This is a genomic window from Variovorax sp. LjRoot290, from assembly GCF_964253985.1.
Classification (GTDB): domain Bacteria; phylum Pseudomonadota; class Gammaproteobacteria; order Burkholderiales; family Burkholderiaceae_C; genus Variovorax.
On sequence record NZ_CAXURW020000001.1, the window covers coordinates 5,330,301 to 5,344,829 of the forward strand.

The following is a 14,529-nucleotide window of genomic DNA, read 5'->3' on the forward strand; positions in this document are numbered from 1 at the left end:
AAGTACGGTCCCCTACATCCGGAAATGCTCGCCCAGGTACACGCGTCGTACCTCGGCGTTGTCGACGATCTCCGAAGGCGTGCCTTGTGCCAGCACATGCCCGTCGCTGATGATGAAGGCGTGATCGCAGATGCCCAGCGTCTCGCGCACGTTGTGGTCGGTGATGAGCACGCCGATGCCGCGTTCCTTCAGGAAACTGATGATCCGCTGGATCTCGATCACCGCGATCGGGTCGATGCCGGCGAAGGGCTCGTCCAGCAGGATGAAGCGCGGCTGCGTGGCCAGCGCCCGCGCGATCTCGACGCGGCGGCGCTCGCCACCCGACAGCGCCAGCGCCGGCGAATCGCGCAGATGGTCGACGCGCAGGTCGTGCAGCAGTTCGCCGAGGCGCTCCTCAATGCGCTGCTTCGACAGCGGCACCGGCCGGCCCGCGTCGTCGGGTTCGCGCTGCAGCTCGAGCACGGCGCGCACGTTCTCCTCGACCGTGAGCTTGCGGAAGATCGACGCTTCCTGCGGCAGGTAGCTCAAGCCCATGCGGGCGCGGCGGTGGATCGGCATGTGCGCGATCGGTTCGCCGTCGATGCTGATCTCGCCCGCATCCGCCCGAACCAGCCCGACGATCATGTAGAAGGAGGTGGTCTTGCCCGCGCCGTTGGGCCCCAGCAGGCCGACCACCTCGCCCTTTTGCACGCCGAGCGAGACGTCCTTGACGACCTTGCGGCTGCCGTAGCTCTTCTGCAGGCCGCGCGCCTCGAGGCGGCTGCCCAGGACTTCGTTGCCGCCGCTCACTTGCGCTGCTCTCCGCCGAGCGTGGTGGTCGAGCGCAGGCCCGTTCCGGACGCCGGCGCGGAGGCGGCCGGCGCCGCCGGCCTGGCGGACCCGGCAGCGGGCGCCGAGGCGGCCGCCTTGGGCGTGAGGATGGCCTTGACGCGGCCGCCGGGCTGGGTCGCCACGCCCGCATTGGGCGGCAGCGGCGAGCCGTTGACGGTGAAGGTGTCGTTGCTCTGGTCGTAGACGATCAAGGGTCCGCTGCTTTCGTCGTTGGGTGTCGCGCCGACCAGGCGACGCATCACCGCACGGCGGATGAACTTCACGTTGTCGGCGCGGCTGTCGTACTCGATGACTTCCGACTCGCCCTCGATCCACTCGTCGGGGCCGGCGTCGCGCTTCTGCTTGAAATAGGCCAGCTTGCCGGGCGCGGCCGTGACGATGCCGTACTGGTAGCCCTCGGGATCCTGCCGCACGTCGATGCGGATGCCGCGGATGATGATGGTGCCCTTGGTCACCACCACGTTGCCGGTGAAGACGCTGGTCTGCTTGAGGTCGTCGTAGCGCATGGCGTCGGCCTCGATGTTCATCGGCTTGGTGCGGTCCGCCTTCTCGGCCTGCGCCGCCGACACGAGGCCGGCCACGCCCAAGGCGAATACGAAAGCGCGACAAAGGTGGCGAGAAACGGAGGAGGAATGTAACGATGTCATAAAAGGCACGAAACTTGCTGGGCGATTGTATGCGGCCTCATGGATCCGGTTTCCGCCGGCGGATGAAAAAGCCCGCCGAAGCGGGCTTCCTGCTGGTTGCCGCGACGAGCGGCGGGAGGCGCTTTTTTACGCGCTCTTGCGCGCTTCGCCGACCAGGAAGTCAGTGACCTGCAGCGCGCGGTCCATGCTGCGCGCGAGTTCGCCGTCCGTATACCACCTGCCCGCGATGCCCATCGCGGGCACGCCGGCCACTTGGTAAGCCTCCTGCAGCTGCTTGGCGCGCTGGATCTTGCTCGCCACGCTGAAGGACTTGAAGTTCTCGGTGAACTTGGCCTTGTCGAGGCCGTTGGCCGCGGCCCAGTCGATGATCTGCTGCTCGCCTGAGAGGTTCTGGCGCTGCTGGTGGATCGCGGCGAACACCTTGCGCTGGTATTCGTCGACCTTGCCCATCGCTTCCAGCGCGTAGTAGAGCCGCTGCTGCGGCTGGAAGCTGGGCTGGAAGGCGACCGGCACGCGCTTGAAAGACACGTGGGCGGGCAGCTTCTTGATCCAGGTCTCGAGCGTCGGCTCGAAGGCGTTGCAATGCGGGCAGCTGTACCAGAAGAACTCGATCACCTCGACCTTGCCGGCCGGCGCGTCGACCGGCACGCGCTTGTCGAGCACGGCGTAGTCGGTGCCCGCCTTGGGCGCGAGCGCCTGGGCGTGCGAAGGTGAGGCGAAGGGAAGAAGCCCCAGCGAAGTGGCGGCCAGCGAAAAGTCACGACGTTTCATATTAAGAAGTTCTCCTGTGCGGCTGACAGAGCCCGCGGCTGGCCCGGAGTTCCCGGACCGGCGAGCTTGAGTATGGATGAAGGCTCAGCGCTGGACGCGCACCAAGGCAGATTCGAGGCCACCGCCGTCGAGCCGCTCCTTGAGCCGGTCCGCATCTTCCTTCTTGTTGAAAGGCCCCGCGCGCACGCGGTAGACGGTGCGGCCGGCCTGCTCGCGCTCGGTGATGCGCGCTTCCACGCCCATCAGCGAAAGCTTGGCGCGCTGCGCCTCGGCGTCCTCGGGGGTGCGGAAGGCGCCGGCCTGGACGAAATACATGAAAGGATCGGTGCTGGCGCTGGGCGCCGCGGCGGCGGTGGTGGCGCCGGGGCTGGCACCCGAACGTGCCCGCGCGAGATCGCCGATCGGGTCGTTCGATGGCGGCACCGCGTTGGCTTCGGCCGGCAGGGGCGGCCGTCCGGCGCGCTGTGGCTGTTGCTGCTGCGCGCCGGGTGGCACCACCACGGGCGCCGGCGCGGTCGGCGGCGTGGGCGCCCCCGCCGTGGCAGGCTGGGGCGGTGCGGGCGTCGCGGGTGCCTGCGGGCGGGCGGCGCCTGCCTTGCCGGCGAGCGGGCCGTTGGGGTCCCAGTCGCGGTTCTTGCGCGCCTCGGCTTCGTCTTGCTCGGGGCCGCCGCGCTGGGTCTTGGTCATGAAGGGGATCGGCACCTTGGTCACATAGACCGCGATGCCCAGCGCCACGCCCAGCCCCAGCACCAGGCCGACGATCAGCCCAATGACGATGTTGCCGCTCTGTCTTTTAGTCATGGTTCGAAATCACATCTTGCGCGGCGCGCTCACGCCGAGAATTGCCAGCCCATTGTGCAGCACCTGCGCGGTGGCCGCGACCAGCGACAGGCGGGCCCGCTTGACCGGCTCCTCGTCCACCAGGATGCGCTCGGCGTCGTAGTAGCTGTGGTAGCAGGCAGCCAGTTCGCGCAGGTAGAAGGTGACGTCGTGTGGCGCAAAATCCTTGGCCGCGGCCGCGAGCATGTCGGGGTACCTGGCCAGCAGCAGCAGCAGCGCCTGCGCGGCCGGGCTTTGCAGCGGCGCGAGCTCGACATCCGCCAGCGCGGCCGCATCGCCGCCCCAGGCCGCCAGCACCGAGCAGATGCGCGCATGCGCGTACTGCACGTAGTAGACCGGGTTGTCGTTGTTCTGCGCCAGCGCGAGGTCGATGTCGAAGGTGTATTCGGTGTCGGGCTTGCGGCTCAGGAGGAAGAAGCGCACGGCGTCGGTGCTGGTCCACTCGATCAGGTCGCGCAGCGTCACGTAGCTGCCGGCGCGCTTGCTGATCTTGACCTCTTCGCCGCCGCGCATCACGCGCACCATGGTGTGCAGCACGTACTCGGGATAGCCGGCCGGGATGCCGACGTTCGCGGCCTGCAGGCCGGCGCGCACGCGCGCGATCGTGCCGTGGTGGTCGGTGCCCTGGATGTTGACCACCTCGCCGAAGCCGCGCTCCCACTTGGCGATGTGATAGGCGACGTCGGGCACGAAGTAGGTGTAGCTGCCGTCGCTCTTGCGCATCACGCGGTCCTTGTCGTCGCCGTAGTCGGTCGACTTCAGCCACAGGGCGCCGTCCTGCTCGTAGGTCTTGCCGGCCTCGATGAGCCGCTTCACCGTCGCCTCGACCCGGCCGCTGGTGTAGAGGCTCGATTCGAGGTAGTAGTTGTCGAAGCGGACCTGGAAGGCCTTCAGGTCCAGGTCCTGCTCGTGGCGCAGGTAGGCCACGGCGAACTGGCGGATCGAGTCGATGTCGTCGACGTCGCCGCTCGCGGTGTATTCGCGGTCGTCCGAGCGCACGGTCTTCTTCGCCTTGAAGTCTTCGGCGATGTCGGCGATGTATTCGCCGTTGTAGGCCTGCTCGGGCCATTCGGCATCGCCGGGCTTGAAGCCCTTGGCGCGCAGCTGGGTGCTGGTGGCGAGCGTCTGGATCTGCACGCCCGCGTCGTTGTAATAGAACTCGCGCCAGACCTGCGCGCCCTGCGAGGCGAGCAGGTTGCAGATCGCGTCGCCGAGCGCGGCCTGGCGGCCGTGGCCCACATGCAGCGGGCCGGTCGGGTTGGCGGAGACGAACTCGACCAGCACGCGATCGCTGCGCGCGGGCTGGCGGCCGAAGGCCTCGCCCGCGGCCAACACCTCGCGCACCACCTGCTGCTTGGCAGCGGTCTTGAGGCGGATGTTCAAGAAGCCGGGGCCGGCGATCTCGATGGCATCGACCCACTGCGCGAAGGCCGGGGTGGCCTGGAGCGCGGCGCTGATGTCCTCGGCCAGTTCGCGCGGCTTGCGCGCCAGGGGCTTGGCGAGCTGCATCGCCGCGGTGCTTGCGAAATCGCCATGCGCCGCGACCTTGGGCGATTCGAACGCGGCTTTGGCGCCGGCGCCGGGCGAGAAGGATTCGAGCGTGTTCGCGAGCGCCGCGAGCAGCTCCTGTTTGACCAATAGCATCGCGGGATTTTACCGGGGGCAAACCCGGCCCCGGCCGGCCATGGTCATCCAGGCGTTGCCTCGGGCCGTTAGCATGGGCGGCCCCGGCCGGGGCTCCTGTCACAACCACCCTTGAGGACACCTACACCATGAAGAAGCTTCTCTCCCTGTTTGCCGTGGCCGCCTGTCTCTCCATCGGCGTCGCGCACGCGCAGGACAAGGCCCCCACGGCCCAGCAAAGCAAGATGGCGACTTGCAACAAGGACGCCGGCGACAAGAAGGGCGACGAGCGCAAGGCCTTCATGAAGACCTGCCTCTCGGCCAAGCCGGTGACGCAGCAGGACAAGATGAAGAGCTGCAATGCCGACCCCAAGGCCAAGGCCCTGAAGGGCGACGAGCGCAAGGCCTTCATGAAGGAATGCCTCTCCGCCAAGCCGGCTGCCTGAGCGAAGCCGCAACCCAGCAAAGAAAAGGCCCCGCAGGCTTCGGCCTGACGGGGCTTTTTCTTTGCGGTCAGCGCACTTCGCAATCGACGGTGTTGCTCTTCGTGCCGCTGGTGCCTCTGGTGTTGCTGGAGGCCGAGGATGAAAACACCGGCGGCGGGGTGAATTTGAGCCCGGGGTTGGTGGGCAATACCACCGGCGGCTGTACGACGGAGGGTGTGAAGCCAAACTGCCCGGCCGAGAATTGTTGCGACCCTCCCTTGTTCGACACGTTGATCAAGCCGTCGATCACCTGCACATACAGGCCTGGCGCGAGCGCGCCCGGCACGGAAGGTGCGCGCGGCACGGAGGGGATCTGGACCTGCGCGACCCTCTCCCAGACGGGCAAGGCTGTCCCCGCATCGCTTCGCACCGGGCTGGCGGCCGAGGCCAGGCTGGCTTGCGCATAAGCGCGCCGCGCCAGGGCGACGGCCGGATCCGGCCGGTAGAAGAGATTGAAACTGCCTGCGCCGGCATCGACGGTGGTTTCGCCGGCCTCGATGGCCAGGCGGCCGGCGCCGGGGGTTGCGCTTGCGACCACCTGCAGCTGACCGGCGGCCAGCTCGAGCGTGGCGGCACTGGCGATCTTCAGCCGGGTCTTGGGGCCCAGCACGGCCTGGCGGCCGTCGGCCAGGCCGATGCGAACGTAGGTGTCCTGCTCGCTCGTCAGGGTGTCGCCCACGTCGATTACGGATTGCGGCGACAGCACTTTCAGCACGCCATCGGCCTTGACGGCCATGACGAAGCCGCTCAGCTGCGTCACCTGCGCGACCGGCGTGCCGGCGTGGGCTTGCGCTGCGCAGAGCGACAGCGCGGCCAGGAAGGATGCGAGGACAGGGAATTGGAGGTTCATGGTCGGCCCCGGTTAGTTGCAGTACATCTTCTTGGTCGGCTCGTTCTTGGCGCCGACCGTGTCGCTCGCCGCTTCCTTTGTTTCTTCCTTGGTCGCTTCTTTCTTGGATTCCGACTTGACGACCGGCTGAGACACCGTGGTGCTGACGGTGTTGATGATGTCGACGGTCGTGTTCACGGCCTGGGTGAGGGGCGTTGACGAGAGGGTGGTCTGCACAGGTGGCAGCACGACCGAGCAGCCCATCAGTGCAGGGGTCGCGGTGCAAGCGGCGAGGTTCGGCAGCACGGCGGAGCAACCCGTCGTGCTGGGTGCACTGATGCATTGCGACAACGTTGGCAGCACGGCAGAACACCCCGACCGCGTGGGCACGGCCGTGCAGGTGCCGAGGCTCGGCAGGATCACGCTGCATCCGGGCATGCTGGGCGTGCTGGTACAGGCGGCCAGGCTGGGCAGCACGGCGGTACAGCCGTCCATGGCCGGGTCGGCGATACATGCGCTCAGCGTGGGGAGCGCTGGCGCAGGCGCAGGTGACAGGGGCGGCGCAGGCGGCGGCAACACGACCGAGCAGCCGGCGGTGGCCGGATTTTCCTGGCAGGCCGCGAGGGTCGGCAGCACCGCGGCGCAGCCTGTCAGCGCCGTGTCGGCCATGCAATCGGCCAGCGAGGGGCGCAGCACGATGCCCTGCGCCGTCACGCGGCCGCTGATCGAATCTACGGTGGACTGGTTGTCGAAGGTGGCCGCGGAGGTCAGCACGATGTTGCCCGCCTGCGAACTGACGGGGCTTTGCAGCGTGAGGTTGCCGGCGACGTCGATGTTGATGGGGCCGCTGCCCAGCGAAGTGATGCCGGTTTCGGGGCCGGCAATGCCGATGATCAAGGGCGTGTTGTTGCCGCGGAAATTGAATCCGCCGGCCCCGCCGGCAAAGCCGGCCAGCTGCTGCACCTGGTTGCCCGCGTGGGTGAGGTTGACCGATCCGGTGTCCGCGCGGGCCGACAGCGTCACCACGGTGATGGGCGCCGTCTGGTTGATGTCGCCCGCAGCGGTGCGCAGTTCGAGCCGGCTGCCGGGCCCGCCGGTGATGGCCCCATTGATGTTGATGCCCGCGGCGGCATGCAGCGCCAGGCTCGTGTCGCTGGTCCACGTCACGGCGTCGACCACCTGGATGATGCCGGCGCCCGTGCCCGCCGCGTTGTCGGTGGTGACCACCACCATGCTGCTGGCGAGCGCGGCCTGCAGCGCGCCGACGGTCAGCAGCGAGTCGCTCACGGCGCCGGTGGCGACGAAGGTGGCGGCCGAGCTATCGGTGCCCACCATGCCCGCGACGGTGGCGCTGGCCTGGTCGTTCGCGATGTAGATGTTGGTCGGGTCCAGCAGCAGGGTGCCGGTGCGGCCGTTCGGCGCGCGCGTATCGACGCGGCCCCGCATGTCCAGCGTGTGGCCCGAGGTCTCGATGAAACCGCCGTCGCCCGAGCGAGCGCCGCCGCGGGCGCTGATGCTGCCGTAGACGCGCGTGGTGCCGTCGGACCAGGCGATCACCTTGCCGCCGTTGCCGGATTCGATGGCGTCGGCGCGGATGCTGGCGTCGCCGGAAACGTAGAGCTGCTGGGCATTGGCGATGGCGGGGTTCTGGCCGCGATAGTCGCCGCCGGCCAGCACGGTGCCGCCGCCGGCCTCGCCGCTGGCATCGACGCGCGCGTTGCCCGTCAGCCCCACGCGCTCACCCAGGAGATGGATGGTGCCGCCGGTGCCGGCGCCGGTGGCGCTGGTCAGGCTGCCGCCCTCCAGCAGCAAGTCGCCGCTGGCCTTGAACACGATCTGCCCGCCGGCGCCCACCGTCGCGCTGTCGGCGCTGACCAGGCCGCGCTGGTTGACCAGGTTGCCGTAGATGCCGATGCGCCCGCTTTGCGCCACGATCTCGCCCAGGTTGACGGCCTGGTCCTGCGGCGCGCTGACCACGACGTGCAGGGCCGGGTTGGCGCTGTCGGCCAGCTTCACGCTGCGCCCCGCAGCCAGCACCACGTCCCCGCCGGGCGAATGGATGAGGCCGCTGTTCTGGACGTCCGGCGCGATCAGGATCACGTGGCCGCCTTCCGGCGTCGAGATCCGGCCCTGGTTGGCGACGCGGCCCGCCACGGGGCCGGCATTGAAGTTCATCCTGCCGGCCAGGAAATCGCTGTTGGAGATCGCCAGGCTGGAGGCCACCAGCCCGTTCACGTCCACCCGCGAACCGGCGCCGAACACAACGCCGTTGGGGTTGACCAGGAAGACGCGGCCGTTCGACTGCAGCGCGCCCAGGATCAGCGAAGGCTCCTGGCCCGTGATGCGGTTGAGCACCGTGCTGGTGGGGCTCTGCTGCATGAAGCGCGTGACCTCGCCGGCCGCGATCGAAAACCCGGGCCACTGGATGATGGTTCCCGGGGTGTTGGTGATCGCGCGGACATTGCCCAGCTGCTGGAAGCTGGCCTGGCCGTGGACGACGGTCTGGGCTACAGCCCCGCCCGTGCCGGCGAGCATGAGCGCGGCTGCCAGCAAGCCCTGTGCAGTTCGTGCGTGGGTTGTTTTCATTTTTTTCATCCCTCGGGTCAGGTCAGTAGGAAAGCGACAGGGCGACGTGCACCCGGCTGTCGCCGGACGCGCGCAAGCCGCCGCCGTCGATCACGCGGGCGTAATCCACCTGCAGGCTGGCGCGCCGGTCCATGGCGAAGCGCAGCCCCAGGCCCGCGCTGGAGATGGACGTGCGCTGCTCTTCGCCGGGCAGCGCCTTGTTGCGCGACACGCTGGCAGCGTCGACGAAGGCCAGCGCGCGGCATTGCACGACGATGGCAGCCGTGGCCGGGCACCAATTGGGTGTCTGGATTTCCACGTTGGCGAACTGGCCCTTGTCGCCGGCGACCTCGCGCTCCTGGAAGCCCCGCACCGAACCGGCGCCGCCGGCGCCGAACTGCTCGCCGGAGACGAGTGCCGAACGGGTGGCCTGGCCGTTGAACTGCAGGCGCAGCTGCCAATCGTCCGCCAGCCGCCGGCTGTAGGCCGCGCCGTAGCGCAGGATGCGGTAGCTGGCCGAGGCACCGGCGCGCTGGCGGGCGAAATCCTCGCTGCGGCCGTTCGACCCGCCGGGGATGTTCTGCAGGCCGATGAGCTGGACCCCGAGCATGGCGGCGGGCAGGGCCCATTGGCCGGAATAGCCGAGCGACAGCGGATGGACCGTGACCTCGCCGCCCAGCTGGGCGCCCTCGAGGTCGATGTCGTTCTTGTAGGTCCGCCAGTCGACGCCGTAGATCAGCGTGGAGCTCAGGTCGCCCCACTGCGGCAGGTTGTGGTTGTAGCGCGTGCCCAGGACCGTTCCCTTGCCGCTGACCTGCAGGTTCAGCACGCCGGCCGTCAGCATGCCGGAGTTCACGTCCGAATGGCTGGCGAAGAAATCCAGCGAATCGCCCAGCGCATACAGCGGCACGTGGTAGCCCGCACCGAACACGCTCAGCTTCGACGGCTTTTCGGCCGACGTGATGTACTGCAGGCTCGCCACGTGGTCCAGGTCCCAGAGGTTGGCATGCTGGTAGAGCGTGCTCAGGCGCGTGCGGCCGATCTCGGCGTTGCCGGTGTTGTCGGCGGCGATCCCGATGCGCCACGGCTTGTCTTCGACCACGCGGACCACGGCGTCGACCTCGTCGGGCTGCTCGGCAGCCTGCAGCGCCAGCGTGATCTGCTTGGCGGGATTGGTGTTGGCCACTTTCAGGCTCGCCGAAACGTCGCGGATGTTGGGCGTGGCGCCTTCCTTCAGTGCCGGCAGGCTGGCGCGGATGTTGGCGGTCGAGAAGGTCTTGTTGCCTTCCACCGCGACGCGGCCGACGCGCGGCTCGATCACCTTGACGCGCACCACGCCCTGGGCGAGCTCCTGCTCGGGCAATTGCACGAGGACCACGCTGTAGCCGCGCCGGCGGTACGCTTGCTGCAGCGCTTCCACCGCGCGCCGCACGTCGCCGAAGTTGCGCGCCGGGCCGGCAAAAGGAGCCAGCAGGCCATCGACCTCTGCGCCGGACAGCAGGCTGTTGCCCTCCACGGCGAAGCGGGAAATGGCAAATCGGGGTCCGCTGCTGCCAGCCTCGTCGTCGGCCTGAACGGCAGGCGCGGCAGCGGCGAAGGCCGCGAAGATCAGGAACATCTGGGTACGACGCAGCCGCATCCCGCTTTTGGTTGTTTTCATTGGGAGGCCAGGTCGAAGTAGCGGGAGTGGATTGCCGCCGGCGGGTTATACCGGCGGCAAGGCGCAACGCCGGCCAAAGGACCGTCGATAACTTCTCCTCGTGTGACCTAGTGCCGCCAATCGAGGGAAGACCGCAGCACTTTTCTTACTTCAGCACACTGAAGAGGTCGTTGAAGTCGTCGGTCCAGGGCTTCTGGCCCGGGATCGGCTTGAGGACGGAAGTGGCGCCGCGGATCGGGTCGCGCACCAAGGCCTGCGGGTCGCGCGACACCAGCACCCAGTCGGTCTCGTGCAGGCTCGTCGATTTGTCTGGCTGGTCCACCACCAGCGCCGCGTGCAGGCCCTTGGCGCGCGCGATCTTGTCGACCACCGGCGCCAGGGCCAGGTAGCGATTGCTCACATGGAAGGCGATCACGCCGCCGGGCTGCATGTGGCGCAGATAGACATCCATCGCCTCTGCCGTGATCAGGTGAACGGGTATCGAGTCGCCCGAGAAGGCATCGACCGCGAGCACGTCGAATCGTTGCGGGCTCTCGCGCTCCAGCGCGAGCCGAGCATCGCCCAGCACCCGCTCGATGCGCGCCGCACTGTCGGCCAGGAAGCTGAACTCGCGATCGGCCAGCTCGAAGACCAGCGGGTTGATCTCATAGAAGCGGTAGACATCGCCCGGCCGGCCGTAGACCGCCAGGGTGCCGGCGCCGAGGCCGATCAGCCCGACGCGGCGCGGGCCCGCCGGCGCGGCGGCGATCGCGCGTCCGATACCTGAGGTGGGCCCGTAGTAAGTCGTTGGCTCGCGGCGCAATGCGGGCGCGAGGTACTGCTCGCCGTGCTTGATCGAGCCGTGATAGAGCTTGCGCATCGCGCCCTTCGCACCGCTGCGCGTTTCCGTGGTGAGCAGCGCGCCGTAGAAATTGCGCTCCATGCGAAAAATGCCGACCGCATCGCTCTTCACCTGCTGCACGAAGAACCAGGCGCAGCAACCGGCCAGCGCCAGCGAGGCCGCGAGGCCGATGCGCTTGCGGCGCCACAGCGCGGCAGCAACCAGCGCGCACAGGACCAGGCCGAGCCCCAGCTCGTAGTAGGCCGGCAAGACATGCGGTGCGACGAGCCCCACGCTCACGCCGCCGATGGCGCCGCCGAGCGAGAGCATCAGGTAGAAGCGCGTGAGCCAGGCCGCCGCGGGACGCATGCGGGCCATCTCTCCATGCAGGAACATGCACAGGGCGAACAGGCCGACGACGTAGATCGGCAGCGCGGTCTTGATGTTGGTGCCGATGCGGTGCTGCAACCCGAAGGCGCACAGCAGGAGCATCGCTGCGGCCAGCGGCAGGAACACGCGGCGGCGGTACCAGCGGTCACTCTCGAAGGTGAGCACGAAGGTCAGCAGGTAGACCGACAGCGGCAGCACCCACAGGAAGGGGATGGACGCCACGTTCTGCGTGATGTGGTTGGTGATGGCGAGCAGCAGCCACGAACCGAGCGCCGGCAGCGCGAGCCAGAGCAGGTAGTCAGTGCCGCGCGGCTTCGCGGCCGGCGCAGCGGCCGGCGCGGACGCGGGCGCGGCCTGCGTGGCCGTGGTCCAGGTCCGCGCCATGTACAAGGTGGTGCTCGCACACAGCAGCACGAAGACGGCGTAAGCCACCGACCAGCCCCAGGCCTGGTGCAGCAGTGTGCTGCGCGGTTCGATCAAAAGCGGATAGCACAGGAGCGAGACCAGCGAGGCCAGGTTCGAGAGCGAGAAGTAGCGGTAGACCTGCGCGCCCCAGGGCGTGCGCGCCACCCAGGACTGCACCAGCGGCCCGGTGGTGGAGAGCAGGAAGTACGGCAGGCCGATGGTGCCCATCAACAGGCCGAGGATCCACCAGGTCGGATCTTCGGCACCGGTCGGTTTCCAGCGCGCGCTGGTCACGATCGGCAGGAAAGCCAGGCTCGCGAGCAGCAGCGCGACGTGCAGCCGGGTCTGCGCGCGCACGCTCAGCCGGCGCGTGATCCAGTCCGAGTAGGCGTAGCCCGCCAGCAGCACCACCTGGAAGAACACCATGCACACCGACCACACCGCGGCCGAGCCGCCGAACCAGGGCAGGATCTGCTTGGCGATCAGTGGCTGGACCAGGAACAGCAGGAAGGCACTGGCGAAGATGGTGCCGGCGAACAGTGCCTTGACGTAGGCCGGCCGCATGCCGGCCGCGCCTCGCGAGAACCCCTTGATCGTCATGCAGGCGTTCTCGGACCCGGACCCTACTTCAGCACGCTGAAGAGATTGTTGAAATCGTCGGTCCAGGGCTCGAGGCTCGCAATCGGCTCGGGCGCAGAGGTCGCGCCGCGAATCGGATGGCGCATCAGCGCCTGCGGATCGCGCGCGACCAGCACGTAGTCGGTGGCGCGAAACGGGGTGCTCTCCGCCTCGTCGTGAACCAGCGCCCCGTGCAGGCCCTTGGAGTCTGCGATCTTCTGGATCACCGGGGCCAGCGCGATGTAGCGGTTGGTGACGTTGAAGACGATCACGCCGCCCGGCTGCATGTGCCGCAGATAGACATCGATGGCCTCGGCAGTGAGCAGGTGGACGGGCACCGCGCCGCCCGAAAACGCATCGACCGCCAGCACGTCGAAGGCCTGCGGGCTGTCGCGCTCGAGCGCCAGCCGCCCGTCGCCAGTCACGCGTTCGATGCGCGCGGCGCTGTCGGCGAGGAAGCTGAACTCGGTGTCCGCTAGCTTGTACACCTGCGGATCGATCTCATAGAAGCGGTAGACGTCGCCGGCCCGGCCGTAGGCCGCGAGCGTGCCGGCACCGAGCCCGATCACACCGACGCGCCGCGGCCGCAGCGGCGCCGCGGCGATCGCCCGCCCGATGCCGGAGTCGGGGCCGTAGTAGGCCGTCGGCTCGCGCCTGCGCGCGGGCGCCAGGTATTGCTCGCCGTGCTTGACCGAGCCGTGGTACATCTGGCGCACGTCATCGGCCGGATCGGCGCGGTGCGAGTCGAACGTGATCACCGTGCCGTAGAAATTGCGGACCATGCGCCGCGCGCCGGTCACGTCGTGGCGCACCTGCAGCACAAGGAACCACGCGCAGCAGGCGGCGAGCGCCAGCGTCGAAAACACCAGGATGCGCCTGGTGCGCAGCAGCGCCACGCCGGCGAGCGCGACGAGCACCAGGCCGATGCCCAGCTCGTAGTAGGCCGGCAGCACGTGCGGCGCCACCAGCCCCACCGTCACGCCGCCTGCGGCACCGCCGAGCGACAGCATGAGATAGAAGCGCGTGAGGTAACGCGCGCCCGGGCGCAGCCGCGCCATCTCGCCGTGCAGGAACATGCACAAGACGAACAGGCCGGCGACATAGATCGGCAGCCCGGTCTTGACGTTCGAACCGATGTTGTCCTGCAGCCCGAAGGCGCAGAGCACCAGCATGACCGCCGCCGCCGGCAGCACCACGCCGCGGCGGTACCAGCGGTCGCTCTCGAAGGTCAGCACGAAGGTCAGCAGGTACACCGACAGCGGCAGCACCCACAGGAAGGGGATGGACGCCACGTTCTGCGTGATGTGGTTGGTGACCGCCAGCAGCAGCCAGGACGCGAGCGCCGGCAGCGCCAGCCACAGCAGGTAGTCGGCGGTGCGCGGCGGCGCGGCGGGCACGACGGTGGCGCGATCGACCTTCGAGGCGGGCACGACCGTGCTCGCGGCCCAGCGGCGCGAGACATAGAGCGTGGTGGCGCTGCACAGCACGGCGAAGAGACCGTATCCCCATGACCATCCATAGCTCTGCTGAAGCACCGTACTGCGCGGTTCGATCAGCACCGGGTAGCTCAAGAGCGAGACCAGCGAGGCCAGGTTCGACAGCGAGAAGTAGCGGTAGACCTGCGCACCCCAGGGCGTGCGCGCGACCCAGGACTGCACCAGTGGCCCGGTGGTGGAGAGCAGGAAGTACGGCAGGCCGATGGTGCCCATCAACAGGCCGAGGATCCACCAGGTCGGATCTTCGGCACCGGTCGGTTTCCAGCGCGCGCTGGTCACGATCGGCAGGAAAGCCAGGCTCGCGAGCAGCAGCGCGACGTGCAGCCGGGTCTGCGCGCGCACGCTCAGCCGGCGCGTGATCCAGTCCGAGTAGGCGTAGCCCGCCAGCAGCACCACCTGGAAGAACACCATGCACACCGACCACACCGCGGCCGAGCCGCCGAACCACGGCAGGATCTGCTTGGCGATCAGCGGCTGCACCAGGAACAGCAGGAAGGCGCTGGTGAAGATGGTGCCGGCGAACAGCGCCTTGACGTAGGCCGGCTTCAT

General features: G+C 68.5%; 11 protein-coding genes. 1 reads left to right on the forward strand and 10 read right to left on the reverse strand.

The genetic code is table 11. The annotated features are described in order from the left end of the window. Positions 1–12: 12 nt before the first annotated feature. From lptB to argS, 5 genes are all read right to left on the reverse strand, one after another. Complete coding sequence (gene lptB, locus ACSQ9A_RS26330; RefSeq protein WP_436305850.1) at positions 13–789, reverse strand: LPS export ABC transporter ATP-binding protein; 777 nt, start codon at positions 787–789, stop codon at positions 13–15. Beyond that, complete coding sequence (gene lptA, locus ACSQ9A_RS26335) at positions 786–1,478, reverse strand: lipopolysaccharide transport periplasmic protein LptA (protein WP_093109991.1); 693 nt, start codon at positions 1,476–1,478, stop codon at positions 786–788. Before lptA ends, lptB begins: the two co-directional genes overlap by 4 nt. A gap of 126 nt (positions 1,479–1,604) precedes the next feature. Beyond that, on the reverse strand, positions 1,605–2,249 hold the full coding sequence (locus tag ACSQ9A_RS26340) for a thiol:disulfide interchange protein DsbA/DsbL (protein WP_436305851.1): 645 nt from the start codon (positions 2,247–2,249) through the stop codon (positions 1,605–1,607). A gap of 84 nt (positions 2,250–2,333) precedes the next feature. Continuing rightward, positions 2,334–3,050 carry an SPOR domain-containing protein gene (locus tag ACSQ9A_RS26345; protein ID WP_436292170.1) on the reverse strand — a complete coding sequence of 239 codons (717 nt, stop codon included), beginning with the start codon at positions 3,048–3,050 and terminating at the stop codon, positions 2,334–2,336. A 9-nt stretch (positions 3,051–3,059) separates the two neighbouring features. Further along, entirely contained in the window at positions 3,060–4,733 is a 1,674-nt protein-coding gene (argS, locus tag ACSQ9A_RS26350; RefSeq protein WP_436305852.1) for an arginine--tRNA ligase, read from the reverse strand. A gap of 128 nt (positions 4,734–4,861) precedes the next feature. Here argS and ACSQ9A_RS26355 point away from each other — a divergent pair, with 128 nt between their 5' ends. Further along, positions 4,862–5,158 carry a PsiF family protein gene (locus ACSQ9A_RS26355; protein ID WP_093109987.1) on the forward strand — a complete coding sequence of 99 codons (297 nt, stop codon included), beginning with the start codon at positions 4,862–4,864 and terminating at the stop codon, positions 5,156–5,158. 67 nt (positions 5,159–5,225) lie between these two features. On the opposite strand, the gene ACSQ9A_RS26360 is transcribed toward ACSQ9A_RS26355, so the two are convergent. From ACSQ9A_RS26360 to ACSQ9A_RS26380, 5 genes are all read right to left on the reverse strand, one after another. Further along, positions 5,226–6,047 (reverse strand): hypothetical protein, encoded by an 822-nt coding sequence (locus ACSQ9A_RS26360; protein WP_436305853.1) that lies wholly within the window; start codon positions 6,045–6,047, stop codon positions 5,226–5,228. Between the two features lie 12 nt (positions 6,048–6,059). After that, entirely contained in the window at positions 6,060–8,612 is a 2,553-nt protein-coding gene (locus ACSQ9A_RS26365) for a two-partner secretion domain-containing protein (RefSeq protein ID WP_436305854.1), read from the reverse strand. 22 nt (positions 8,613–8,634) lie between these two features. Next, positions 8,635–10,251 (reverse strand): ShlB/FhaC/HecB family hemolysin secretion/activation protein, encoded by a 1,617-nt coding sequence (locus ACSQ9A_RS26370; RefSeq protein WP_436305855.1) that lies wholly within the window; start codon positions 10,249–10,251, stop codon positions 8,635–8,637. Positions 10,252–10,396: 145 nt separating this feature from the next. Continuing rightward, on the reverse strand, positions 10,397–12,466 hold the full coding sequence (locus tag ACSQ9A_RS26375; protein WP_436305856.1) for a spermidine synthase: 2,070 nt from the start codon (positions 12,464–12,466) through the stop codon (positions 10,397–10,399). A gap of 23 nt (positions 12,467–12,489) precedes the next feature. Beyond that, positions 12,490–14,529, reverse strand: a complete 2,040-nt coding sequence (locus tag ACSQ9A_RS26380) for a spermidine synthase (RefSeq protein ID WP_436305857.1) — start codon at positions 14,527–14,529, stop codon at positions 12,490–12,492.